The organism is Listeria costaricensis (assembly GCF_900183385.1).
GTDB classification, from domain to species: Bacteria; Bacillota; Bacilli; order Lactobacillales; family Listeriaceae; genus Listeria; species Listeria costaricensis.
On the sequence record NZ_FXUT01000023.1, the window covers coordinates 441 to 20,438 of the forward strand.

Here is a 19,998-nt window from a genome sequence, read left to right on the forward strand (position 1 = left end):
TCTGGATTTAATGGATCTGTACCTGCCGCTTTTTCATCCCCATCTGACATACCATCCCCGTCCGTATCCGGATTCAGCGGGTCGGTTCCAGCAGCCTTTTCATCGCTATCTGTCATGCCATCTCCATCTGTGTCGCTGTTCGGATCAAGCGGATCAATATCTTGACCATCTGGCACTCCGTCTCCATCCGTATCTGGATTTAGCGGATCCGTTCCAGCGGCTTTTTCTTCATCATCTGTCAGCCCATCATTATCATCGTTCGGATCATCATCATCTATAATGCCATCCTTGTCATAATCCGCTTTTACGAAAACATTTACTTGTAATTCCGTCGTATTATCTGAGCTATCTGTAACCCTCAATGTTACAATATAAGTCCCTGCTGTATTAGCATCCACTTTATCTAAATCAATAACCTCAATATCTTCCATGCGGATTGCGCCATCTTCTTTATCCATTGCGCTCGCCTGGATAGCTGATTTAAATGTATTCGCATCTGGAACCGATGTATACTGAGTCATTGTATAATCTGATTGTGCATTGATAACTGGCGCTTCACCTGCTTCAACGGTAAGCGCACTTTTATTTGATACCGCTTGATAACTTTCATCATTGAAGTTTTTATCTATATATGAAACCTTAGCTGATGTCTCTACGCCTGTAGCAAGTTGCTCTCCTTTTACATTTAAGGTTACTGAAACTTTCTTTCCATCTGAAATATCTCCTAAATCAAAAGATACTTCTTGCCCATTCACACTTACGTTTCCAATAGTAGCACCACTCGCTTGTATACTACCCTCCACATAGCTGATTTCCTCAGGCAAAGTTACCGTTACTTTATTCGCACTTGATGGCATGCCTCCATTGTTTGAAATTTCCAAATCATACGTAGTAGTTTGATTTTTAAGGATGGTGGAATCTGCAAAACTACCGCTCATACTTAGTTCGGAAGGAGTAGAGAATACAACGTCATCTATTATCCCACCATTTCCCTGTGCTGTTCTTACAGATCTAAATTGAAAGCGGGTTGTTGTCTGACCTGCTGGTATTGTATATGTACCAGTATAAAGCTCCCAACTGCCCATATACGATGCCATTTCCACCTGCTGAACCAACTGTCCGCCTGGAGCACCAAATTCAACAATTGCTTTAGAATAGCCACTTCCCCCTTGATGGTATACTTGCCATCTTACTTTTTCACCTGGTGTCGTTGAAATGTCTTGATAAAGCGCCTCATTATCCCCATCCGTATTTAAATCTGCCCATTGTAATCCACTAGCTGCCGAGTGATTCTGGTAGCCTGGTTCTTCTTTTTGAAGCTCGATCTCTTGGGTAGAATCCGTCGTATGCCATCCTGGCACCTGATCTTCCGCGAAAAATTGATTTCCAACCTGACTTGTTATCACAGGGTTTTCAAAATCACCGTTTACTAACTTTATGACATTTGAATCTACCTCATCCGCATGAACAATATGCCGATTCCCTTCTGTATCTGTAAATAATACACAAGGAGATACGCCGCCCCCAAATACAATTAGCCCTGCTACAGCAACTTTTAACACATTAATTTTCGCCAATCAGTCCACTCCCTAAATTTGATGTCATTAAAATTATATGCTGTATTTAATTTTATTTTGTCCTAAAACTAAACTAAATAGGCTGGCAAGTGTTACAAACCTGTGAATATTATCGTATGCGAATAGTACTAAAATCATATTTTGTCAAAAAACACCCTTAGTTCATAAATTCTACTTAAAAATATCTTCCCATTACATTTACATGCGCCCTTTTCATTACAGCAAAAAAACCGGCTCCCCCTTATTTGGAGAACCGGCTTTTTCGTATTTTGCTATCTTAAACCGCCTGAGCACCAGCAAACTGGCTGTTATAAAGATCCGCATAGAATCCTTTTTCATCAAGCAGGTCTTTATGTGTTCCTTGTTCAATGACATTCCCGTGATTCATCACAAGAATATGGTCGGCATCGCGAATCGTTGACAAGCGGTGGGCAATGACAAAGCTCGTCCGTCCTCTCATCAAGTTGGCCATCGCGAGTTGAATGTTCAGTTCTGTCCGCGTATCGACACTTGAAGTGGCTTCATCCAGAATCAGGATAGACGGATCAGAAAGGATCGCCCGCGCAATCGTCAAGAGTTGTTTTTGCCCTTGGGAAATATTGCTGCCCTCTTCGTTCAGAATCGTGTCATAGCCATCCGGCAAGCGGCGAATAAAGTCGTCTGCATAAGCGGCTTTGGCAGCACCAACCACCTCATCAAAGCTGGCACCTTCGTGACCATAGGCAATATTTTCAGCAATCGTGCCGTTAAACAGCCATGTGTCCTGAAGTACCATCCCAAATTTAGCACGCACATCATTTTTCGTCATGTCGCGCGTGTCAACACCCTCAATCCGAATGCCGCCACCATCGACGTCATAGAAGCGCATCAATAGGTTGATGATCGTTGTTTTACCAGCACCAGTCGGCCCGACAATCGCGACCATTTGACCTTCTTCCACCTGAATATTGAGGTCCGTCATCAGTGGTTTGTCTGGTGTATAGCCAAATTGAACATGATCGAAAATGATTTCGTTGCTTTCATTTTCATGCACTTGAATTTGGTCTGGAATAACATCTTTTTCTTCTTCTTCATCCAAAATCTCAAAGACACGTTCCGCAGAAGCGATTGTGGACTGGATCACATTGGCGATATTGGCCACACTTGAGATTGGTTGTGAAAATAGTTGTACATATTGGGTGAACGATTGGATGTCCCCTACTTGGAGCGTACCATTCGTTACAAAAATCCCGCCGCCGACACAGACTGCTACATAGCCGAGATTTCCGACAAATTGCATCATCGGCATCATAATACCAGAGATAAACTGTGCTTTTTTGGCTGCTTTATAGTAATCATCATTGACCTGGTCAAATGCCTTGAGCGTATTTTTTTCCTGACCGAACGCCTTGATGATCGTTTGACCGCCGTATGTTTCTTCGACCGTATCATTCAAAACACCAAGATTGCGTTGTTGGGCAGCAAAGAAGCGCTGACTCTTGCTAGCAATAAAGGCCACAATAATAATGCTGAGCGGCACCGTACAGACAACAATCAACGTCATCTGCCAACTGATGGTGAGCATCATAATCAAAACACCAATGATTTGAACGACTGCTGTGATTGCTTGCGTCAGTGACTGTTGCAATGTATTGGCGATATTATCCATGTCATTGACCGCACGACTCAAAATGTCCCCATTGGAACGTGTATCATAATAACGAAGCGGCAAACGGGCCATTTTTGCCTTCAAATCACGCCGCATATCATAAACCGTTCTTTGAGCCACACTCGACATCACAAATTGTTGAATAAAGCTGAACAGCGAGCTTCCAAGATAAAGCAGGAAGACACCGAATAGGATATTGAAAATTTTATCGTCGTTAATCCCCGCTGGACTCATGACGCCTTTAAAAATTTCAGTTGTTGCTTTCCCTAATTCTTTTGGACTGAAAATGTTAAAAATAGTCGATAGGATCGCAAAAATAAAGACGAGTGAGATAGCGAATGTTCTTGGCTTCATGTAGCCTAACAGACGAAACAATGTTTTCTTAAAGTTGCGCGGTTTTGCCCCGATTACCGGACCGCGTGGACCTGGGCCTGGACTCATGCTATCTCCTCCTCTGAAAGTTGTGAACGCATGATTTCCTGATAAATCTCGTTGTTTTCTTTAAGTTCATCATGTGTTCCGATACCTGCCACTTTTCCTTCATTTAAAACAATAATCTGATCGGCATCCACAACAGATGTAATCCGCTGGGCAACGATCATCGTCACGGCCTCTTTGGTTTCATCCTTCAAAGCAGCCCGAAGTTTCGCGTCTGTTTTGAAATCCAGTGCCGAGAAGCTGTCATCAAAAATATAGATTTTCGGACGGCGTATTAAAGCACGCGCAATCGAAAGCCGTTGTTTCTGACCGCCGGAGAAGTTGTTCCCACCTTGCTCAACACGCGCTTCCAAACCTTTGTCCATTTTAGAAACAAAGTTTTTCGCCTGCGCCACATCAAGCGCATGCCAGATTTCTTCATCCGTTGCGTCTTCTTTTCCGTAAAGCATGTTGGAACGGATATTCCCCGTAAAGAGAACCGCTTTTTGCGGAACCAATCCGATTTTTTGACGCAGATCATCTTGACTCATTTCACGGACATCCGTCCCATTCACGCGAACAGCACCGCTTTCCACATCATAGAACCGCGGAACCATATTGATCAGTGTCGACTTCCCTGCACCGGTACTCCCGATAATGGCAATTGTCTGCCCAGCTTTTGCCTGGAATGTAATATCTTCCAGCACTGGTTTTTCAGCCCCTGCATAACGGAAGGTGGCATGATCGAACTCTAAGAAAGCCTGTTCATTCGCCTGTTTCACTTTTTCAGGATCTAAAATTTCCGGATCCATATCCAGCACCTCGTTGATCCGTTCAGCCGAAGCTCCGGCACGAGGGATGAAAATAAAGACGGCCGAAAGCATCATAAAGCTCATCATAATTTGCATCGCATATTGAATGAAGGCCATCAAATCGCCGACCTGCATATCGCCATCGCCGATAAAATGCGCACCCAGCCACACGATCGCAATCGTCGTTAAGTTCATGATCAGCATCATCAGCGGACTCATTAATGAAAGCAGCCGGTTGACGCCAATTGCTGTCACGGCATAATCATTATTTGATTCCTCAAATTTTTTCAGCTCATCATCGCCGCGATTAAAGGCACGAATAACCCGAATCCCTGTCAAGCCTTCCCGAATGACCCGGTTGAGTTTATCCATTTTCTTTTGCAGCGATTTAAACATTGGCATGGCTTTACTACCAAGTAAAACGACCAGTAGTAATAAAATTGGCAGGACAATCACAAAAATAAGTGACAGTTTCGCATCGCGCTGTACAGCCATTAAGATACCACCAATCAGCATAATCGGTGCCATGACCATCATCCGAAGCATCATATAGAGAACGTTTTGAATTTGAACCACATCATTCGTTGTCCGGGTAATCAAAGAAGCCGTCCCTACTTTGTCATTTTCCTGTAGTGAGAAACTTTCCACACGCGTAAAAATTTTATCACGCAGATCACGTCCGAATCCCATGGAAATCCGTGACGCAAAATAAACAATAATTACAGAGAGAATAACGGCAATTGCTGAAATCAGCATCATTTCGCCGCCTGTTTTCCAAATATAGGCTTTGTCGCCCTGCACGACCCCTTTATCGATGATATTACTCATCAACGTCGGCAGATACAGCTGCCCTAAAACTTGGAAAAACGTCAAGATCAAGACAATGGCAATCCCCCAAGAATAGGGTTTTAGCCGTCTCATCAGTTTCATCATTTTGGCATCATGCCTCCTTGTTTTGTGCCTTGTTGTTCAGATAGTCTGTTAGTTTATCAAGCAGTTTGATCAGCGTCTCCATATCTTCTTCGCCAATATAGTCGCGCATATCGAGAAAACTCTTATGAAACTGCTCAATAGCACTTGCTATCAGTTTTTCTCCCTTTTCAGTAAACTGCAGGTAAGCAGCACGCTTGTCTTCCGGATTTTGGATCCGCTTGATCAATCCTTTTTTTTCAAGTGCATTAATTTGTTGCGTGACACTCGGCTTTGACACATGCAGCATGGGACCAAGATTAGCCACTTTAACGCCCAGTTCATTCGGATTCTCTCTAAGCCCGTGATGGAGCATAAAAAGAAAACGGATCTCTGCTCGTGTGTAGCCTTCAAAATGAAAGCTTAACACTTCCGCCCGTTTAAAATTCATAAAAGCTTTGATCACTGAATGCCCCAAATCTTCCGGATGTTCATGCATGACTGCACCTCCTTTTTAATTAGTTTGCTTAATTAATTATATGCCGATTCATTCATTTGTCAAGTGATAAATGTAACAAATTAAATTTACTAATTTTTACTTATGAATAAACCCTTTCGATTCAATGGCTCATTTAAATCTTCAAGATAGAATCACAGGTTGTTTTTAATTAAATTTTATCGGAAATTACCCTATACTTTTACCTCCGTTTCCTATATAATGGCATTATTATTTTTGCAGATAAAAGCGCTATTTATACCTTACACGCTTTCTTCTCCTTCCAAACCCAATACTAAAAAAGGAGGTTTTTTTGTATGCCTGAAACAGACAGTAAAATGCGGCTTGGACTTTATACACTCGCATGGCCCATCTTTGTCGAACAGCTGCTTCGACTTCTGATCAGTTATGTGGATGTTTTCATGCTGGGACATTACTCCGATGAGGCTGTAGCTGCCACTGGGGTCGCCAATCAAATTTTAACGATTTCCATTATTTTTTACGGCTTTCTGACAGTTGGCGTTCAAATCGTGAGCGCACAGCTAATTGGTGCCAATAAAAAGCACATGATTGAAAATGTGATCACCAATGGGATTGTTGTGGCTTTCTTAATCGGAATTGCGATGAGTTTTATTTTTATCTTTTTTAGCGATCAGTTTTTACGCCTGCTTGGTTTAAGCGAGGATCTGGTTGTAGTGGGCTCACCATTTCTTGAAATTATCGGCGGAAGCTCCGTGATTATTGCCCTTCATTCTTCCATTTTACCCATTTTGCGAACACACGGTTATGTTCGTCAAGCCATGGTCGTGCCAATTACAATCAGTGTGATCAACGTGGTTCTCAATTATTTATTCCTGTACGGTCCGCTCAGTTTCCTAGATTTAGGCGTAACAGGCGTTGGGATTGCAACCAGTTTTGCCAATGTGGTCGGCATGATCATGGCCGTCTGGATGCTTCGCAAATATATTGGCTATACGTTCCACTTTGCGAAACTCAAACAATGTTCCAAAAAAATGCTCGGTTCCATTTTACGCTACGGACTGCCATCTGCTGGTGAAAATTTATCCTATGCCGGATCGCAGCTCGTCGTGACGGCCATCATCGCCATTTTGGGAACGGAAGCCCTGACCACAAAAGTCTATGCGTCTAGTGTCAGCCAGTTTGTCGCCCTGTTCGCCATCTCAATCGGGCAGGCCTCGCAGATCATTATTGGTCGGGCCGTGGGTGCCAAAGAAGTCGACCGCGCTTACCGTCAAGGAATCAAAAGCTGGCGAATCGGTCTCGCGATTGCCCTTTCAGTCAGCATCCTGATCTACCTGTTTGCTGAACCGATCATGCATCTGTTCACTTCCAATGTAGCCATCATCGAGATGACCAAGGAACTATTCCTCTTGTCCATCTTCCTAGAGCTGTTCCGTGCCACGAATATCATTGTGATCAGCAGTCTCAATGCTACAGGCGATGTTCGTTTTCCATTTATCTGCGGGCTGATCGTCATGTGGATTGTCAGTTTGCCGTTCTCCTACTTGCTTGGAATTTCAGCTGGTCTGGGACTTGTGGGCGTTTGGCTGGCTTATATTATCGATGAGGGAATCCGTTCACTCTTGATGTATAGGCGTTGGCGAAGTCGGATTTGGATAAAGAAATCTCTGTTTTAATCCGCTCAGATTTGCTATACTATGTGAGGAAAGAAAAATGGGGGTGACTGTATGGACAGCATACGTTTTGTCTTGGCCTATCTGATGGTCTTTATTCTTGGCATTTTTGCCGTAATGGGAATTGAGTCGATTCTCTTTGGCCCGTTGACACCAAAATTGATTTTTGCTGCGATTCTATTTGCTGCTCCGATGGTACTAGTAGGTGCAACAGCCGCCGAAATTTATTATGGTTTCAGCAGGAATGCCACGCGCGTGCGGTTTCTGCTTTACGGTCTTATCTATGGATTTTTAACGACGATCGTGACAATCAGCATCGTTCGGATTGGGCCACTAGGCATCACACTTTTAGTTTCACTTTTTGGCGGAATCATTGGTGCCGCGCTCGCCAGCATCTTTTATCGCATTCGCGGCGGCAGCGCAGGCAGTGGCAAAGCAGCTCGCTAAAAACAGCTTGATCTCAAATAAAAAACAGGAAGTTTAAGAGGAAATAGCTCCTCCAAAACTTCCTGTTTTTATATGTGACTTACATTTAAATTTTTGGTACTTTTAGCCATTTTACCAATTTAATAACTAGAAAAATGATACCTGCTAGTATTAGAATTGGGATAACCGCACCCATAATAACAAATCCACTCATCTCGCCCACTCCTCTTATAATCCGTATAAGTTAAAAGTTCCTGATGTAGTGCTAACACTGACATAAGCTGAGGTATTTGTGTAAACCGCACCCCATACCGTATATTTTCTCTTTTGATCCAAATAATTTACCGTTGCTTTCTTTCCTGATGTACTCGTCAAAGAAGAACTATGAACCAAACCAATATAGGTACCGCTGTTGCCAACAAGACCATATGCACTTTGTGAGACCACTGTCTTTATTTTAGTTATTTTAGAACTACCACTATTTATTTTAGCAGTCGTTTTCCCAGAATATCATTGATCGCCAGGATTAATAGCATTTAAATGACTAGATATACTTCCAGTAAGAGTAACTTTAACACCCATTGATGTTTTAAATTTATTGAAATTTTCCGAAAAAGTTCCCTTATAAAGTTTCACACTTTTAAGGAGAGGTCTTCCATTTGCTGTAGTAACCTCTTCATTTGCAACAGCCCCATCATCTGAAGCATAATGCACAACAAACTCTGCATCTTCGTCAGAAAAAGGCTCTTCAACATTATATTTTTGATTGATTTTAAGAAAACGATTTTCTATTTCTTCTTCGCTTAAATTTTTATTACAATCATACATAATTTCATTAGATTGCGGTAAATTTGTCATATCTTCGGCTCTTGCATCAAGCGGGGCAAGTATGAACATTAATGAGAGGCTAGCAACTGCTACCAAAAAAATTTAAGTATATTTTTCATTTTCCTTCTCCCTTTTTGTCTATTCTGCAGCTGCAAAATTATCGTATCATGAAAGCGTTTTAAAAAAACAATGTTTTTCAAAATTTCTGTTGATTATTTTTAAATGTATTTATGTCCTATATTCAATCTAAAAAAAAGAGAAGGATTCACTCCCTCTCTTGTCCTGCCTATCTACTCTCTGCTATCTTTCACGATCTTTTGAACTACGAGTAAAAGCTTTCCCCCTGAAAACGTAAGTGTCTCTTCATGCGAGCGATAAATCATCCACTCAAAATCCAAGGCACACCAAACTGTTTCAACCCCTATTAAATCAAATTCACTACCACTTTTTTCATAATGGCTTCCCGTTTCATCAATTTGGTAAAAAGTGCCGTCTATCATGGATCGAACTGCTTGTATAAGCTCACTTTGATAAGGCGTAATTTCCTCCACATTAAAGGAAAGACTCTTCACCCCATCAACCTCGATCAATGGAATCCATGCAAAGTCATCAAACTGATAAGTCGCTTGCAGACGACGACGTATTTCCCGCGCTTCATCATCACTTAATCTTCTCACGTAAGGAAGCGGCATAACAAACTGCTCATCAATATGTGCTCGATCAATGCCGTCAAGAAAAGCCAAATAGTTCATTTCTTCTTCTAATAGCGCCTTTTTTGCTCTTGGATCAGTTGTCAATTCTGTCAGATAAATGGAGTGATAATGAACAGCCTCTCTCAACTGCGCCATGCAGTCATCCGCGTTTAAAAATATTTTGCCAACAAGGCTCTCAATCCCATATAGAATCCGCTCCAGCTTCTGGAACCTTGGAAAAATATCATAATCTTTTCGGTCCAGCTGATAGGAAGCCGACTTTATTCGCGCGCGTCTTTTAGAATAAACATTACTCCAATACTTGTAATGCTCCAAACAGTAGCGTCTCGAGAGTGTCACCAATTTTTCTTCTGCATTCATGTTGCTTCTCCTGTTCTTTTTCTACTCTTCCTCTTCCAAATGCTGCGTCAAATGATACCGGATCGTCTCCAAATCATAACCATAGAAGTCCTCCGTGAATTCTTCCAGCTTATGAAATCCGCGAGCTTCGTAAAAGCGAATCGCCTGCTCATTGCCTTTTTCCACATTGACAAACATCGGTAGCGGAATATTGAACAACTTGATCCCTTCCGCCAGTAGCTGTGTCCCATAGCCCTTATACTTCAGCGCAGGATCCAGATAAAAAGCCGCCAGTTCACTCTTTCCTTTGGCCAGCTCGACAAAATTAGCGAAACCAATCAGCTCACCGTCCTGCTCCGCTACTGCAAAAGGCGTTGCACTGATTCTGTTTTCTAGCGTTTCAATATTGTAAAACTTATTCAAAAAATACTCCTGCACATCAGCCGGGATAATCTCTTTGTATGTGTCGTGCCATGAAAGTGTAGCAATCTTCTGAACACCTAGCGCGTCTTCCAGATGGGCTTTGCGAATTTCAATCGTCATTCTGATTCCCTCCCATTTCGTGGTTAACATCGGTTTACCCGTTTGCTCGCTCGATGATGCATGATCGACGTTTTCTTTTTATTATAACGGTTTCATTTTAAATTTGCTATTTTAGGGCTTGTCAAATTCGGTCGTTAATGTTAACCTGATATCAATATTAAGTTAACATTTAATTTTAGGAGGTCTATCATGCAAAATCAAAAATTAAAATTTCTAATTGTCGATGCTTTATTTGCCGTCATTATTGCGATTCTCGCACAGATCGCCTTTCCACTTGGGCCGATTCCATTTACCGGTCAAACATTTGCTGTCGGCTTGGCGGCAACGATTCTAGGGGCTCGACATGCCACCATTTCGGTTTCGGTTTATATTTTGCTTGGGGCTTTTGGTATCCCTGTTTTTCAAGGAATGACAGCGGGTCTGGGGATTATTCTAGGCATAACGGGCGGCTTCATCATCGGCTTTCTCTTCAACGCGCTCACAACAGGCTGGATGCTCGACCGTTTTGGTTACAAGATGTGGAATGCCATCCTTGCCAATATTATTGGGGCTATGGTAACACTTGTTTTCGGCGTTCTCTGGTTAAAAATTAGTACGGGCATGAGTCTCACGGATGCACTGATGACAGGGATGATTCCATTCTTAATTCCCGGCATTTTAAAAGCAGTGCTTGCCGCTGTGATTGGTCTAAAAATCCGCGACCGCTTAGTCAAAAGCCGCTTGCTACCTGAAAAAATGCCTTCCTGATCGCGTTCACTTCTGCACAGTTCAAATGATACCCAAACTGACTTTTCTCCTATATAATGAAAAAATAGACTTCTGAGACAGCACTTTAGCCATAAATGTTTGAGAAAAAGGGGACTCAGTTTATGACTTACTATCATTTGGGAGAAAATGAGCCGCCTGCTGAAAGTGAAAGCACTTTGTTGACACTTTTGAAACAGAGCAGCGGAGCCATTTTACCTTACACAAGAGTGGAATTTAAAAGGGGCGAAACCATCTTGCTCGAGGGGGAAAATCATCCCTATTTTTATTTGATTGAGGACGGCGCCCTTGCCATGTGCAAGCGAACCTGCCGGGAAGACAGCATTCTTGCCTTCAAAGGAGCGCATGAGGGAATCGGTTTTTTACATATTGAGCAAGGACAAGTAGCACCTGTTAGTTATACGGCGATTAGTGAGGTCACAGCCTTTCGATTTGAACGGGACTATGTTCGCCATATTTTCCATGAAAAACCAGAAGCAGCTGCCTATTTGTTTCAGAGCGCCCGGCTTGAAATCGAACCCATTTTAGCCAGGGAAATGCATATCCACCTGCCCAGTGATCAGAAAGTACTGGCCGGTTTGCTTGAAATTGGGGAGAAGTTCGGGCGACTGGAAGAAGATGGTTCTTATCTGATTCCTTATTACTTTACACAAAAACTGCTCGGCAACTATCTCAACTTAGCCCGCGCCTATATTGCCACTAATTTACGCAAGCTGGAAGAAGAAGGCATCATAAAACTTTCGCCCAAGCCTTGGTGCATTTTAAAATTTAACGAGTGTAAAAAAAGCCTATTAGATCAATATTCGTCCTCATATAAATCATTTTAATCTGCCTAAAAGTGCCGTCTGTAAGAAGAGTTGCTTCTAACGGTGCTTTTTTACTGATTACTGTAGGGTATCTAATCCAAGTACAAACATTCACAATTCGGACACAAAAAGAAAATAAAACACTATTTCTTCTATCGAAAAATTCCCCCTCTTGTTATAATACAATTGTAAAACAACAACATAGAAAAGAGGTAAAATGTATGAAGAAAACAATCAAAAAAGGGATGGTTGGTGCATTATCTTTAGGCCTTGCTTTCAGTGTCGCAACACCTGCACTTGCAGAAGAAGTTGAAAGCGCTACCGAAGAAAGCACCAAATCCACTGCGCAAGTGGACAGCAAAACTGTGAAGGAAGATACACAGGCTGACGCGAGCACAGAAAAAGATGCAGCCGCAGAGGATGCGACCAAGGAAGACGCAGACAAAGCGACGGAAGAGGCTGCAAAGAAAGAAGAAACAGCTACAGATGCAAAAACAGAAGACAAGAAAGCAGATGTCAAAGCAGACGCGGACCACTCTTATACGCTTAACGAAAATGTGACGTATAAAGTCGGCGAAACACCTGATGTAAACGATTTTGTGACAGTGACAGGCGGAACAGCGGATTTTTCTGTCGTTCCATCCACTCGTCAAGTTGGCACTCAAACGGTTTACATTTCGATCAAATATGAAAATCCTTTATCCTACGTGCAGGTGAAAACAACGATGAATGTCGTGCCAAGGGCAGCTGCTCCTGTGATTACTCCCCTACCTGCCGACCAATTAGTCTTTGAAGTGGGTGATTATTTCCTTCCTGAGGATTTGGCGACAGCTACAACAACCCTTGATAATGACTACATTCTGATGACTTTTGCAGATGGAAAAGGACCTGACACAGATACAGTTGGTGTTCATACTTCAACAGTCGTAGCCAAAGATGCAGACGGCAATACTTCCACCAGAGAAATTTCCTATACCGTTTGCAACTTTGATCTGAAAACACCTTATGTCAACACATATCGTAGTACAAATACAGATATTTACGGCTCCGCAGATCCAAATGTAACAATCGTCATGACTGATGAAGATGGCAATGATGTGATGTCCGTGAAATCAGACGCAAATGGGGATTTCCATTTCCATCTTAGTCAACCACTTGAACTAGGCGATAAGTTTGGTATCTATGCACAAAATGGTGACTACGAGTTTAGTAACTACATCCAATACTATACTTACTCTAAAATCGATAACAATGGTTCAACTGGAACAGACGAAACAAACGGTATCTCTGGAAACGATGCGGCAAACACCAATTCCAATCCAAACGTTGCAGAAAATGTTTCAACAGATGCTGCTGCTAAAAATACAGCCGCTAACACAAACGTGACATCCACTGCAAAATCGACAGCCAAAACACTGCCAAAAACAGGTGACAAGAGTTCCTTGCCACTTGGCTTAGCAGGCCTCGTTCTTGCCGGTTCAGCTGCAGTAGTATTACGTAAATCAGTTAAATAAAAATTAGCAAATCTCACATCTATAATTGAAATTCCACCACCACCAAAAAGAGAGGATACTACGCGAACAGTATCCTCTCTTTTATCTATTTTATGGACTTTCTTCTTACAAAATTTCTTCAAACATAGCGATTGTTTCTTCTTTGGTTGGCATGTAGGGGTTACCTGGTGCACAGGCATCCTTCAATGAATTATCCGCTAGTTTGTTCAAATCTACGTCTGTTAAGCCAAGTTCGGATAGTTTTTCGGGAATCCCTACTTCAACAGAAAGTTCACGAATGGCATTGATGGCAAAGTCGGCACATTCCTGATCTGATTTTCCTTCCGTGTGCATACCGATCGCTTCGGCAATGCGGCGGAATTTTTCAGGGACACGTTTGGCATTCTCACGTTCGACGATTGGCAGTAGCATAGCGTTGCAGACGCCGTGTGGTAAATCATAAACGCCGCCAAGCTGGTGCGCCATGGCATGAACAAAGCCAAGTCCGGCATTGTTGAAAGCCATACCGCCAAGGAAGATGGCATAAACCATTTGCTCCCGTGCTTCAATATCATGACCATCTTTTACTGCGCGCGGCAAGTATTGGAAAATCAGTTTGACGGCACTTTCTGCTACAGCCTCCGTGACTGGATAGGCACCTGGTGTAACGAGCGACTCGATGGCATGAGTCAGAGCGTCCATTCCTGTTGCAGCTGTTAGAGCGGCTGGCTTGTCGACCATCAGCTCAGGATCGTTCACAGAAATTTTTGCTAGACTATTGGGATCAATGCAGACCATTTTTACTTCCCGCTTTTCATCAGTGATCACATAATTGATGGTGATTTCAGCGGAAGTTCCGGCCGTTGTATTGACGGCTACAACTGGCAAGCCTTTTTTAGCAGATTTTCCTACGCCTTCATAATCGCGCATATCACCGCCATTTGTTGCCAGAATGCTGATGCCGCTTGCCGCATCTTGCGGGGAACCGCCACCTAGAGAAACGATGAAGTCACAGTCGTTTTCCTGTAATTTTTTCAAACCATCTTCTACATTTTTACAGGTTGGATTCGGTTTTACTTCATCATACAACACATACTCGATTCCTGCTTTTTTGAGTGGTTCTGTTACTTTTGCCAAAATCGGGCTGCTGCTTAAAAATTTATCCGTCACTAAAAGCGCCTTTTTGAAGCCTAGCTCCTCAATATGCGGGCCAATATCATGGATGCAGCCTCTTCCCATTAAGTTGACAGATGGTACATAAAAAACGTGTGTAGTCATACTTGTTTCCTCCTTCATGTTAATGTTTTCACATATTTTATTATTGATTAGCCCTGCCTCCCAAAAGAGACAGAGCGTTCATCCAAAAATTAGTAGCTGTTACGCTAAAAAGCCTTCATGAGGGGTTACGCCAAATGCTGCGGCCAAATCGCGCAATTCCTGATCGGTAATCGTTTGCTTGATACCGCCTTGCGCTTGGACAAGTGTATAGACTTCTGCTGCTTTCTCCGCTGTTTCAATCAAGCCGAAAACTTCATCCATATCTTTCCCAGCGCCGAAAATACCGTGGTGCGGCCAAATAACCAGCCGATATTCCTTCATCTTAGCGGCAGTAGCTGTGCCAATTTCATCTGTACCCGGTACCATCCATGGCAGCATCCCCACGCCTTCTGGAAAGACGACGATACATTCGGTGCACATTTGCCAAAGCGTGCGTGTAAAGGCTTTTTCAGACAAGTCATGTGTGAAGGTCATGGCGATGATATTCGTTGCATGGTTGTGCATGATAATGCGATGTTCCGGGTCTACTTTCAAGCGTTCAATGTGGCTCATGAAGTGGGCTGGCAGTTCGCTGGTTGGGCGTCCGCCGTCCTTAAGTCCCCATAGCAGCTCGACATGACGGCCGTCTTCTGCCACGCGGATTACGCCGAGGTTCACTTCCGGTTCATCGATGACATTTTTAAAATATTTGCCGGAACCTGTGACGATAAAATAGCGCCCTTTTAGTTCGCTGGCATCAAAAATCATCGGAATTTCACGGATCACTTTTGATGTATCCAGATAGTCGCTCACCTCTTCTTCTGTAAGCAGATAGCTGATGTTGCCACCATTTCTTTCATCCCAGCCAAGACGGTACAAATTGGCCGTTGTTTTCATCATTTCTTGCGTGAATGGTGCTTCAATGATGTTTTTACTCATCCTTTTCTCCTCCTCTGATTAGCTGCGTTTCGTGAGCACTTCTTTTTCATATTGTTCGACTTCTTTTAACCACGCTGCACGTACTGGGACATCATTTTTCGCACAGTAATAATCCCAAATCGCGCCAAATGGGTAGTCTTTTAGTTCTTCTGTGAGGGCAAGGCGTGTGGTGAAATCGCCATCCAGCTCGATTTTTTTCAGATATTCGGTTGGCTCAAGCATCGCTTTAAGAAGCGCCTTGATGGTATTGCGCGTCCCGATTACCCAGGCAGCAACACGGTTGATCGTTGCATCAAAGAAGTCCAGTCCGATATAGGTTTTGCCTAAAAGGTCATTCCGAACCAGCTCCCGACCGATTTCTTGCAATTCATCATCCATAATCACCACATGATCGCTATCCCAGCGGACCGGACGGCTGACATGCAGCAAGATTCCTTCGCTGAAAAGTGCTAATGAGGAAAGCTTATTAGAAATCACTTCTGTCGGATGGAAATGGCCGGCATCTAGTGTGACCAGTTTATTGCGAGTCAAGCCGTAGCCCATATAGAATTCATGCGAGCCGACCGTATAAGCTTCAGCGCCAAGGCCGAATAATTTGCTTTCAACAGCGTCCAGTGTATACTTTGGATCGATTTCTTCGGCAAAAACTTCATCGAGCGATTCCATCAAACGACGACGCGGTGCCAGGCGATCGATTGGGTTATCCTTGTAGCCGTCCGGAATCCAAAAATTATTGACGCACGGTTCGCCTAATTCGCGACCAAAATATTCCGCTACTTTACGACTGCGTTTCCCATGTTCAATCCAGAAATCACGGATTTTTTTATCCGCACTGCTAAGCGTAAAGCCATCTGCCGAATTAGGATGGGAGAAGCAGGTTGGATTGAAGTCCAGTCCAAGTCCTTGTTCCTTCGCCCATTCGACCCATTTTTCGTAATGTTTCGGTTCGATTTCGTCCAAGTCGATTTTTTCGTCTGTATCCACGTAGATGGCATGTAGGTTGAGTTTATGCTTGCCTGGAATGAGCGAATAGGCTTTTTCCAAGTCCTGCCGCAATTCATCCGGTGTGCGCGCGCGGCCAGGATAGTTGCCCGTTACGGAAATCCCGCCAGTCAACTCTTGATCGGGTGCCATAAAGCCGCGGACATCATCGCCCTGCCAGCAGTGCATCGAAATTTTGACATCGGCTAATTTTTTGAGTACTTCGTCTGTATCCACGCCAAGTGCTGCATATTCCTCTTTGGCCGCCAGATATTTTTTTTCAATTGTTTCAGTTAACATGCTTTAGACCTCCATTTTCCTCACAAATCATTTGGTACTTCGCTAAAACTTCGGCAAAATTTTCACCGCTTGGTATATAGGTTTCGATTGGGAAAGATTCTTTGATGAGCTTTCTGGCATGCGCAATATCCGCTAGCTCTTTAGAGGCAATCAGCTGGACGGCCAAGTTGCCAATCGCTGTCGCCTCTGTCGGACCCGCAAAAACACGGAGTCCCGAAAGGTCAGCAGTCAGTTGATTGAGCAGTGCGACATTTGCCCCGCCGCCAACAATGTAGAGCGACGAAAGTGTTTTACCTGTCAGCTGCATCAATTCCCTCAGCTGCAAGGTGTAACAGATGGCCAAATTATCATAGATTGCACGTGTGACTTGCCCCGGCGTCTCTGGAACAGCCTGTCCGGTTTCCCGGCAGTAGGCTTGGATTTCCTGAATCATATCAGCCGGATTCAAAAAGCGCTCATCAAGCGGCGGAAAGAAAAATTGAAACGCTTCTTCTTTTTCAGCAAGCGCAGCCAGTTCAGGGAAACTGTATGCCCCTTTCAAAAGGCGCGCGACTTCTTGAACCAGCCACATTCCCATGATGTTTTTCAGGAAACGATAGCTGCCATAAACGCCCCATTCGTTGGTGTAATTGGCTGCAAAGGCCTGCTGACCGACAATCGGCTCACGGCTTTCGATTCCAAGCAGTGACCATGTGCCGCTGCTGAGATAAGCCCAATCCGTTCCCACGCCCGGTGTGCCAGCTACTGCCGCCGCTGTATCGTGCGTCGGTGCCACGATGACATCCGTTTCCGGCAAGCCATATTCTGCTGTGAGTGCAGGCTTCACTTTTCCTAAAAAGTCGCCCGGCTCTGCAAATGGTGCAAACTGCTCTTTCCTAACACCTGAAAGCGCGAGTAGCTCCTCATCAAAAGTACGCGTTTTCAAATTCAGCATTTGGGATGTCGAGGCATTGGTGACTTCCGTCCGCATCTCTCCGGTCAGCAAAAAGCCCAGATAATCAGGGACAAACAGGATTTTATCTGCTTTTGCGAGTAGCGCAGGATCTTCTTCATAAAGCTGATAAAGCGTATTAAACGGCAAAAATTGAATGCCTGTTTTTTGATAGATGACATCTGCTGGAAGCTTTGCAGTCACATGATCAATCGTATGGTCGGTTCGATGATCTCGGTAGCTGACCACTTCGCCTATCCGCTCGCCGGCTACATCCACAAGCGCGTAATCTACTGCCCACGTATCAATCGAAAGCGTACACTTTGTCACACCTTCTTGTCGCACTTTTGCAAGACCTGCGAGGATCTCTGTGAATAATTGATCAATATTCCAAAGACATCGACCTTGTTTTTCTGTAAATCCATTTTTAAAGCGGTGGATTTCTGTGAGTTCAAGTCTGTTGTTCTTGATTTCACCTAGAACCAGACGGCCACTCGATGCACCGATATCCACTGCCACATGCATCTTCATAGAGGTCCTCTCCTTTTCCTAACTTTCTACATGTTCATAATAAAACAGAATTCTACCCAAGTCAACACATTTATACATAATTTATGTGGTTTTATTTTTGTTTCGCTTGTTTTATGGAGGATGATTGTGCGATTATCCCGCAAAAGCCGTTCATTACATCTTGGTTCTTTTTGTTTTTTCTTTGTTTTTATACTATAATAGACGTATTGAAAATGGAAAGGATGAGGCACAGATGCTCGCATTTGAACGTCGCGAACAAATTCTGAACACTTTATATAAAGAAAAAAAAGTTTTTGTTTCTGCGCTTGCTGAGAGTTTTGATGTGACGGAGGAGACGATTCGTCGCGACTTGGAAAAGATGGAGCGCGAAGGAATTGTGACACGTACATACGGAGGGGCTACATTAAATATCCACACGAACGAGGATCTTCCTTATCAAACTCGCGGCACCATCAATATGGAAGAGAAAAAGGCGATTGCCAGACATGTCAGCGAATTTATTAATGACAGTGATACACTGATGGCAGACACCAGCTCCACCGCTTTTGAAGCATTGCGTGAATTGGCCGTTCAAAAAAATCATTTGACTGTCATTACGAATTCCGTCATCGCCCTGCAGGAATTCTCGCAAAATCAATTTCACCTGATTTCAACGGGTGGCTCGTTGCGTGCCAAATCGCGCTCGCTTGTTGGCCCGCTCTCCCATGAAGCACTCAAACGTTATCATGTCGATACGGCGATTCTCAGCTGTAAAGGGCTGTCCCGTCAAAAAGGCATTACCGATTCAAATGACCCCGAGGCAGACTTGAAAAAAATCATGCTGGAACAAGCCAACAAGGTGATCTTGCTCGCCGATCATACAAAATTCGATGAGGTCGCTCTTGTAAAAATTACCGATTTCCATTTGATCGACGTGCTGATTACTGACCAGAAGCCAAGCGACGAATGGCTGACTTTTCTGGAAGAACAGCAAATCACGGTCATTTTTTAAATGTAAAAGAATAAAGACCCAGCCATATCTAGCAGCAGTGACGCGGCTACATGGCTGGGTCTTTCCTTATCATTTATCCTGTCTGTTCGTTAAAATTTTCATCTGATCGAACGTTGATGCCATTACGTTTGAATAAAGCCGCCGCTACTCCAAGTCCTGCTTTCGTCTTGCCAGTGAATGTTCCATCATAAATATGGCACGCCCCGCAGGATGGACTTTTTTCTTTCAAAATGACTGTGTCAATCCCTAGCTGCTGCAACATTTTCAAAGCTTTTTCTGCACCGGCCAGGTAGGCTTTCGTCACATCATTTCCCGCCTGGTCGATCACGCGTGCTTGGCCGCACCAGACCGCTTCCCCGTCTCCCCCAACGATTTCAGCGGGCAGCCGAGGCGTAGCAAGTCCGCCCATTACCTCCGGACAAAGCGCTACTGCTTCTCCTTGAATGACGAGATTTTTTAATACCATATTCTCCTTATTTTCACCGTCATAGCGGCAATTGATTCCTGCTAGGCAGGCGCTGACCATTTTCACTTTTATCCCCTCATTTCACTATTTTCACTTTAGCAAAACGAAGGAAATTTGGCAATGATACTAAAAAACCAGCATGCTTCAATAAATGAAACATGCTGGTTTCGCGATG

The 19,998-nt window shown here is 43.6% G+C and carries 17 protein-coding genes and 1 pseudogene; 6 read left to right on the forward strand and 12 right to left on the reverse strand.

Going from position 1 to position 19,998, the window contains the following annotated elements:
• From CS921_RS13275 to CS921_RS13290, 4 genes and pseudogenes are all read right to left on the reverse strand, one after another.
• Window positions 1–1,577, reverse strand: a pseudogene (locus CS921_RS13275) (DUF11 domain-containing protein); the annotation flags it as partial.
• Window positions 1,578–1,854: 277 nt separating this feature from the next.
• A complete protein-coding gene (locus CS921_RS13280; RefSeq protein WP_099224683.1) occupies window positions 1,855–3,666 on the reverse strand; it encodes an ABC transporter ATP-binding protein in 1,812 nt (603 codons plus the stop codon).
• Window positions 3,663–5,387 carry an ABC transporter ATP-binding protein gene (locus tag CS921_RS13285; RefSeq protein ID WP_121497047.1) on the reverse strand — a complete coding sequence of 575 codons (1,725 nt, stop codon included), beginning with the start codon at window positions 5,385–5,387 and terminating at the stop codon, window positions 3,663–3,665. The genes CS921_RS13280 and CS921_RS13285 overlap by 4 nt, the downstream gene beginning before the upstream one ends.
• 7 nt (window positions 5,388–5,394) lie before the next feature.
• Window positions 5,395–5,862 carry a MarR family winged helix-turn-helix transcriptional regulator gene (locus CS921_RS13290; protein WP_099224685.1) on the reverse strand — a complete coding sequence of 156 codons (468 nt, stop codon included), beginning with the start codon at window positions 5,860–5,862 and terminating at the stop codon, window positions 5,395–5,397.
• A gap of 314 nt (window positions 5,863–6,176) precedes the next feature.
• On the opposite strand from CS921_RS13290, the gene CS921_RS13295 reads away from it, so the two are divergent.
• Window positions 6,177–7,517 (forward strand): MATE family efflux transporter, encoded by a 1,341-nt coding sequence (locus CS921_RS13295; RefSeq protein WP_099224687.1) that lies wholly within the window; start codon window positions 6,177–6,179, stop codon window positions 7,515–7,517.
• 51 nt (window positions 7,518–7,568) lie between these two features.
• Window positions 7,569–7,961: a hypothetical protein gene (locus CS921_RS13300; RefSeq protein WP_240422367.1), complete on the forward strand. Its 393-nt coding sequence runs from the start codon at window positions 7,569–7,571 to the stop codon at window positions 7,959–7,961.
• Between the two features lie 489 nt (window positions 7,962–8,450).
• Here CS921_RS13300 and CS921_RS13305 read toward each other — a convergent pair whose 3' ends face one another.
• From CS921_RS13305 to CS921_RS13315, 3 genes are all read right to left on the reverse strand, one after another.
• Window positions 8,451–8,798 (reverse strand): hypothetical protein, encoded by a 348-nt coding sequence (locus CS921_RS13305; RefSeq protein WP_099224689.1) that lies wholly within the window; start codon window positions 8,796–8,798, stop codon window positions 8,451–8,453.
• 260 nt (window positions 8,799–9,058) lie between these two features.
• The gene (locus tag CS921_RS13310) at window positions 9,059–9,841 is read right to left on the reverse strand and encodes a hypothetical protein (RefSeq protein WP_099224691.1); all 783 of its coding nucleotides are present in this window, start codon (window positions 9,839–9,841) and stop codon (window positions 9,059–9,061) included.
• A gap of 21 nt (window positions 9,842–9,862) precedes the next feature.
• A complete protein-coding gene (locus CS921_RS13315; RefSeq protein ID WP_099224693.1) occupies window positions 9,863–10,363 on the reverse strand; it encodes a GNAT family N-acetyltransferase in 501 nt (166 codons plus the stop codon).
• Between the two features lie 189 nt (window positions 10,364–10,552).
• On the opposite strand from CS921_RS13315, the gene CS921_RS13320 reads away from it, so the two are divergent.
• The 3 genes from CS921_RS13320 to CS921_RS13330 all read left to right on the forward strand — a co-directional run bounded on the left by CS921_RS13320 (window position 10,553) and on the right by CS921_RS13330 (window position 13,448).
• The gene (locus tag CS921_RS13320) at window positions 10,553–11,110 is read left to right on the forward strand and encodes a biotin transporter BioY (RefSeq protein ID WP_099224695.1); all 558 of its coding nucleotides are present in this window, start codon (window positions 10,553–10,555) and stop codon (window positions 11,108–11,110) included.
• A 122-nt stretch (window positions 11,111–11,232) separates the two neighbouring features.
• Window positions 11,233–11,955, forward strand: coding sequence for a Crp/Fnr family transcriptional regulator (locus CS921_RS13325; protein ID WP_099224697.1), 723 nt, complete (start codon window positions 11,233–11,235; stop codon window positions 11,953–11,955).
• A gap of 200 nt (window positions 11,956–12,155) precedes the next feature.
• Window positions 12,156–13,448 carry an LPXTG cell wall anchor domain-containing protein gene (locus tag CS921_RS13330; RefSeq protein WP_099224699.1) on the forward strand — a complete coding sequence of 431 codons (1,293 nt, stop codon included), beginning with the start codon at window positions 12,156–12,158 and terminating at the stop codon, window positions 13,446–13,448.
• Between the two features lie 105 nt (window positions 13,449–13,553).
• On the opposite strand, the gene CS921_RS13335 is transcribed toward CS921_RS13330, so the two are convergent.
• From CS921_RS13335 to rhaB, 4 genes are all read right to left on the reverse strand, one after another.
• Entirely contained in the window at window positions 13,554–14,705 is a 1,152-nt protein-coding gene (locus CS921_RS13335; protein WP_099224701.1) for an iron-containing alcohol dehydrogenase, read from the reverse strand.
• 99 nt (window positions 14,706–14,804) lie between these two features.
• Window positions 14,805–15,623: a rhamnulose-1-phosphate aldolase gene (gene rhaD, locus CS921_RS13340; protein ID WP_099224703.1), complete on the reverse strand. Its 819-nt coding sequence runs from the start codon at window positions 15,621–15,623 to the stop codon at window positions 14,805–14,807.
• Window positions 15,624–15,641: 18 nt separating this feature from the next.
• Window positions 15,642–16,904: an L-rhamnose isomerase gene (gene rhaA / locus CS921_RS13345; protein WP_099224705.1), complete on the reverse strand. Its 1,263-nt coding sequence runs from the start codon at window positions 16,902–16,904 to the stop codon at window positions 15,642–15,644.
• Entirely contained in the window at window positions 16,894–18,366 is a 1,473-nt protein-coding gene (gene rhaB / locus CS921_RS13350; RefSeq protein WP_099224707.1) for a rhamnulokinase, read from the reverse strand. Before rhaB ends, rhaA begins: the two co-directional genes overlap by 11 nt.
• A 232-nt stretch (window positions 18,367–18,598) precedes the next feature.
• Here rhaB and CS921_RS13355 point away from each other — a divergent pair, with 232 nt between their 5' ends.
• Window positions 18,599–19,357, forward strand: coding sequence for a DeoR/GlpR family DNA-binding transcription regulator (locus CS921_RS13355; RefSeq protein ID WP_099224813.1), 759 nt, complete (start codon window positions 18,599–18,601; stop codon window positions 19,355–19,357).
• A 73-nt stretch (window positions 19,358–19,430) separates the two neighbouring features.
• Here the strand turns inward: CS921_RS13355 and CS921_RS13360 are convergent, their stop codons facing one another.
• On the reverse strand, window positions 19,431–19,889 hold the full coding sequence (locus CS921_RS13360; RefSeq protein ID WP_099224709.1) for a 2-thiouracil desulfurase family protein: 459 nt from the start codon (window positions 19,887–19,889) through the stop codon (window positions 19,431–19,433).
• Window positions 19,890–19,998: the final 109 nt, after the last annotated feature.